Here is a 5,809-nt window from a genome sequence, read left to right as displayed (position 1 = left end):
TGTATGAGATGACATACCACCGGCCCAACGACCCGCAAGCCCGCCAGACCCTGCTCCAGATGGACGACGACGAGCAGCGGCTGTACGACCTTTTCCGGTGATTGGGTGTCCCAATGTTGAACTCAGGTCTTCTTCCGGAGAACAGAGGTGAGCTTGGTCTGGTCCGGAGGGAGCGGGCCTCAGCCGCGGAGGAACTTGATGGCCAGGTCGTAGTCTTTCAGTGAGGCCAGGGTCAACAGGGCGAGGATGGCGGTGAGGGCGGCGGCGCCAACGAGGGCGATCTTGATCCATGACATGCGGAGTTTGTGGAGGAAGAATGTCTCCGGCTGGTTGGCCATGGTCGCGATGGTGCGGCAGCGGTGTTCGATGCTGCCGTGTCGCCAGGTCTTGAGGTTTCGCGGCACTGCGTTAAGAGCGGCGGCGCGGTAGAGGGCGGAGCAGACGACCTCGGCGGCGGAGAGGCACAGCGGCGGATCGGGGCTGAGGATCGGAGCGGGGTTGGCGTGGTGGCGGAGGCACTCGGCGTTGCCGCAACCGGTGGGCACCTCGTCGAAGCGGTACGAGAGCGACTCGGCGGCGAAGAGGTCCGCTTGGCGTTCGAACCCCCGGCTGAGCCGCCCGAAGAAGAAGAACCACACGACGAACACCGCGATCAGCAGGCCGGCTTGGATGTAGTTGGCGGGAATCTGGAAGTTGAGTTGCAGGTACCACGCCGTCAGGCCCAGCAGTCCCATCGCGGCGAAGGCGAAGAGCAGCAGGAAGTGCAGATGGTGGTGTTTGACGTGGCCGATCTCGTGGCCGAAGACGGCTTCGATCTGGCCGTCGGTGAGCGTCTCGATCAGCCCGTCCGAGAGCACGATGTAGCGCAGCCGACCGGTGAGGCCCATCACCGCGGCGTTGACAATGATGCCATGCGTCGGCCATAGCAGAATGTCGCGATAGCGGAGCTTCACCCGCGCGGCGATCGCCCGAAGCTCATCGCGCAGCGTGCCGTGTGGCAGCGGCCGGCAGTGCCAGATCGCCCGGATCATCAGCGGCGAAATCAGGATGACGAGTCCCGCCACCACGGCCAGGACGCCGTCGGCGGTCAGTTCGGCCAGGTGGGCCAGCTCGAACGGTTCGAGCACCATTGCGCCAACCCTCGTCAGCGCGTCGGCCTGCCACTCGATCAGGTCCTTGGCGGCAATGATCAGCATCAGCGGAGCGGCGACCAGTAACACCTGGAACCGCAGTTGGAACGAGACGTACTGCCGCTGCGTCCAGATCGGATGGACCGGCTCGTAGTAGTGCAGCAGTTCGCCCATCAAGCCCTGGCGGATCAGCCGGTCGACCGGATAAAGCTTCATGTAGCCCACCGAGATCAGCACCAGGAACGGGACCAGCATCAGCAGCTCGTCCAGTCCGGCGGCGTACCGGCCCACCAGGTCGGTGCAGTATTGCGGCCATTGCGTGCCGAACACCAAGCCGAAGTGGGCGACGGCGGCCAGGGCGATCAGCAGCCGCTGGCAGCGCGAGTAGAGCGACTGAAGCCGGATGATCGAGCCGCCCGATTCGTCCAGCGCGTCGGAGGCCCGAAGCTGGGCCAGCCGCGTCATAATCAGGATCAGGGCCAGAAAGCTGAAGAACACCGCGAACGGGCCCGACGGCCCGAGCAGCAGCACCCAGCCGGTGTCGAAGTGTTCGACCACCAGCAGCGAACCGAGTACGACGATAACCAGAAAGATCACGTAACGCTCCGTCCCGCCGGCCGCATATCCTGCCGCAACCGGCCCGGCTTTAGGGATTATACGCCTGGCCCGCCCGGTTTTCCGTCAGCCGTTCGATCAGCTTGGCGAGCACTGTTTGCTTGACCTCGTCGAGCGAGCCGGTCAGGCGGATGCCCGCGGCTTGGCGATGGCCGCCTCCGCCGAAGATCTGGGCGAATTCATGCACGTTGAAATCGCGCCGCGAGCGCAGGCTGATCCGCACCGATCCGTCCTGGCCCTCGACAAACAGCACGCCCACCGACATGGTCCGCAGCCGGCCCGACAGGTCGATCAGGTTCTCGGTCATGGCGTCCGAAGCGCCCGTCTCGGCAAAGTCCTTGCGGGTGAGGGTAAAGACCACGAGGCTATCGTCGGCCAGCAGTTCGGCTGAGCAGAGCGTCTGGGCCACCAGTTTGAACCGCTCGGGCGGCTCGGAGAGAAACAGCCGTTCGTACAACTCGTGCAGGTCGGCGCCCATCGCGCCGAACCGGCCGGCCCACGTGAAGCACTCCGGCGTCACGTTGTTGTAGCTGAACCATCCGGTGTCGGTGGCGACGGCGATCAGCAGATAGCGGGCGATTTGTGGCCCTTCGAGCCAGCCGAGCCGCTCCAGCAACCGCGCGATGATGATTCCCGCCGCCGGCGACGCCTCGTCGATACAGGCCACCCGTGCCGGCAGATCACCCGGCTCGTGATGGTCAATGGTGGCGATCAGGCCGCCAAATCGCATAAGCCAGTCGGCGATCGGGCTTAGTTGCCGCATGGCGGAGGTATCGATGACCAGCGCCACGTCGACCTCCGGCAGCGAATCGGGCTGAACATCCTGTCCGAGGATCGGCACGCGGCAGTCCTCGAATATGAACGCGTATCGGCTGCCCATCGAGTTGAGCAACAGCGTGTGGACCTCCTTGCCCGCCTTCTCCAGGGCCAAAGCCAAAGCGAGCATGCTGCCGCACGCGTCGCCATCGGCCCGGTCGTGAGGGATCAGCAGGAACCGCTGATGGTCCGCCAGCACACGGATGATGTCGTCGAAATCAGGCGCCATGATCGTCGGTGTTTTCCTTGCGAGACGAGTTGCATTCAGCCAGGACGCTTCGCACCTCGCGCACGTCCCGCCGCATCCGTTCCACCAGAGCCGCTGCGTCGGCGAACCTCTCGGTGCCGCGGATGCGCCGAATGAGCTTGACGCCAAGCCGCCGGCCGTAGAGGTCGCCGTCGAAATCCAACACGTACACTTCCGGTCCGTGGTGCGAGTGTTCAAACGTCGGCGCCGGACCCAGGTGCACCGCGGCTTGGTGGTCAACGCCGTCGATCCGCGCCCGCGCAGCGTAGACGCCGGAGGCGGGCAACAGTTGCGGCGTTTGCAGGTTGGCGGTGGGGAACCCCAGCGCCCTGCCGCGGCCGTCGCCCGAGACCACTTCGCCGATCAGTTCATAGGGCCGCCCGAGGCACCGGGCGGCCAGATCAACGGAGCCTTCCTGGAGCAGCCGGCGGACCAGGCTGCTCGAGAGCATCACGCCACCGCGGCCGGGCAGATCCACCCGGATCGGCTCCCGCTTGACAGCCTCGAATCCGTATTCACGCTGCATCGCCACGAGCAGATCGATGCTGCCGGCCCGGTCGTGCCCGAAGCGGAAGTTCGGCCCTTCCACAATGTAGCGGACCTGGAAGTGGCGAAGCAGCACGTCGCGCACGAACGCCCGCGGCTCCAGGTCGAGCAATTCGTGCGTGCAGCGGGCGATCACCACCAGCTTCGGACCCAGTTCCTCGAGCCGTTCGAGCTTCTGCTCCATCGGCATCAGCAGGCCCGGCGCCCGGTCCGGGGCCAGAAGCCGCAGCGGATGGTACTCGAAGGTCAGCACCGTCGGAACCAGGCCCTGCGAGCCCGCCAGCGAGACGACCTGCCGGATGATGTCCTGGTGACCCAGGTGCAGACCGTCAAAGTTGCCGATGGTCATCGCCACCGGCCCAACCGCCGCACCCAGATTCTCCAGGCCGTGAATAACCCGCATGAATAACCCGAAAAAGCCAAACGGATAAAGGTATCAGGCCGACCGTGGAGGGTCAATACGCCTGCGGGGAAAAGGGGGAAATCGCTTCGGCGTGGGGCTCCGTCGTTTTGGGCACAGCGGATGATCTCCCGGACTTCACCTGCTGCTCTTGCCCGCCTGATGCACGTCAGAAGTCACCACCGGTCGCCACTACCTCAGAACTCGTCATCTTCCTGAGGTGGCTTGATCTCCTGCGCCACCAACTCATGCCAAGTGGCAACGACGGCCTCATCCGCATCCGCCGCTCTGAGGCGGTCCAGGACCAGACTGTCCTTCTTCTTGAGCTTTGGAAAGGTTAGCAGCAGCATGGCCAGGTCCCGCCAGTCGGTTCCGGACTTCGGATGGCCTTTGCGGCAGTGATAGGCCATCACCTTCTCCGCGATCAGTTCTTCGGGAGTGACAACAAGGATGCCGCCAATACGTTTCGCCGGCGGGAGAGCGGTAACCGGTCGTATATCGACCAAGTGCCGGTTCTTCGGCTTGCGGACCTGAAAGACCCGGTATCCCCGCCCTTGGCCGATCTCCCGGACCCTCGCCGCAATGTGCAATCGCTCCCGAAGAAACCGCGTCAGTTGCTCCGCCAGTTCCCTTGCCCGTGGCGAGAGGACATCCACATTCTCCGTCATCCTCGGCTCTTCAACGTACGCGTTGACCGCCTGCGCACCGAAAAGAACGGCGTCATTCACGCGCGACAGGAACTCCAAAACCGCCTCATGGACGGCCGTCAGCGGCACCCGCTCTCGCATGATGAATTCCCGAAACGTCAACATCGCAACACCAAGGATCCTGTCCCCAATGCATTATACCTTCTCCGTCCGTTCTTTCCCAGCACGAACCGAGTCGGCCCTGTCATCCACCACAGCGAGCCATCCAGATGCAAAATCCATTGCGATTTCACCCCTGGTCCTTGAGCAGCAGATGGATGTTCAGCCAAGCCCGCGGGACGTGGAACATGCCCTTCCAGATCCCGCCCTTGAGGGGCATCGAGACCGTGCCGTCGTAGTGGAGGTAGCCGTACCACTCGCCGCACTCGCGGTCGGTGAAGTGGTCGAACGCCCAGTCGTGGACGCGATCGTGCCAGGTCTTGAATCGCTCGTCGCCGGTGGCCAAATAGGCCTGCAGGCACGAGACGAGCGTGTCGCTGTGGACCCACCAGAGCTTCATCGTGCTCTCGAGTTTACGGTTGGCGTTGCCGGTCAGGTCCATGTAGTAGAAGATGCCGCCGTGGTCGGTGTCCCAAGCCCGGTCCAGGTGCCAGAGGATCACGTCGCAGGCTTTCTTGAGCCAGTCGTCCCGTTTCTGATGCTGGGCTTCGGAGATGATAAAACCGGCGATCTCGAGGGCGTGGCCGGGATTCAGCAGCCGGCCCATCGCGCCCGGCAGCAGTTCGCCCTTGAGGCCGACGTATTCGAGCAGGGCTTTGTACTCGGGCTTGACGTGATAGTTGAGGATTTCATCGACGGCCTGGGCGGCGAGTTTGTCGAACCGCACGCCCTCATGCTCCGGCCCCAGAATCTTGCGGAACTCCTGGGCCAGCGTCAGCTTGATAAAGCGGATCGCGTGCGTGCGGCACGGCCGGGCGCCCGCGTAGCACGCGGCGTCATGGACCCAGTCCTGCTCCGCGGAGTCGAAGTAGAACTTGAAGCTGTGCCACGCCCGCGCCAGCGACGCCTTGTCCTTCGTGATGCCCCAATACGCCAGATGGCCCATGGCTTGAAACGCATCGGCGAAGATGTCCCGAGGCTTGATCAGCGGCGTTCCGTCCCGCTTGAGGGCGAAGTGGGCCCGCCCGGTTTCGTCCGTCCCGTACTTGGCCAGGAAATCGGCCCCCAGTTTCGCCGCCTCCAGCCAGCTTTTTCGCGGTTCGAGCTCGCGGTACAGGGTCGACCACATCCAGACCTTGCGCCCCTGGTTCCAGCCGTGCTTGTCGTCGTCGAAGACCGTCCAGTCGCGGTCGAGGCAGTCGAAGTAGCCGCCGTACTGCCGGTCGAGGCTGTGCGCTTCCCAGTGGTT

The 5,809-nt window shown here is 64.1% G+C and carries 5 protein-coding genes; all 5 read right to left on the bottom strand.

The window, feature by feature from the left end; genetic code table 11:
• Positions 1-179: 179 nt before the first annotated feature.
• Positions 180-1,727 carry a M48 family metalloprotease gene (locus tag GXY33_22850; GenBank protein NLX07991.1) on the bottom strand — a complete coding sequence of 516 codons (1,548 nt, stop codon included), beginning with the start codon at positions 1,725-1,727 and terminating at the stop codon, positions 180-182.
• A gap of 49 nt (positions 1,728-1,776) precedes the next feature.
• Complete coding sequence (locus GXY33_22845) at positions 1,777-2,790, bottom strand: bifunctional oligoribonuclease/PAP phosphatase NrnA (GenBank protein ID NLX07990.1); 1,014 nt, start codon at positions 2,788-2,790, stop codon at positions 1,777-1,779.
• Positions 2,780-3,757: a riboflavin biosynthesis protein RibF gene (ribF, locus tag GXY33_22840; protein ID NLX07989.1), complete on the bottom strand. Its 978-nt coding sequence runs from the start codon at positions 3,755-3,757 to the stop codon at positions 2,780-2,782. Before ribF ends, GXY33_22845 begins: the two co-directional genes overlap by 11 nt.
• Positions 3,758-3,951: 194 nt before the next feature.
• Positions 3,952-4,542 (bottom strand): nucleotidyl transferase AbiEii/AbiGii toxin family protein, encoded by a 591-nt coding sequence (locus tag GXY33_22835; GenBank protein NLX07988.1) that lies wholly within the window; start codon positions 4,540-4,542, stop codon positions 3,952-3,954.
• 148 nt (positions 4,543-4,690) lie between these two features.
• A partial coding sequence (locus GXY33_22830; protein NLX07987.1) for an AGE family epimerase/isomerase occupies positions 4,691-5,809 on the bottom strand: 1,119 nt, incomplete at its 5' end.

The sequence above is a fragment of the Phycisphaerae bacterium genome, assembly GCA_012729815.1.
GTDB lineage: Bacteria > Planctomycetota > Phycisphaerae > JAAYCJ01 > JAAYCJ01 > JAAYCJ01.
Note: the sequence above shows the minus strand (reverse complement) of the source record. Positions and strands in the feature narration are given on the sequence as shown.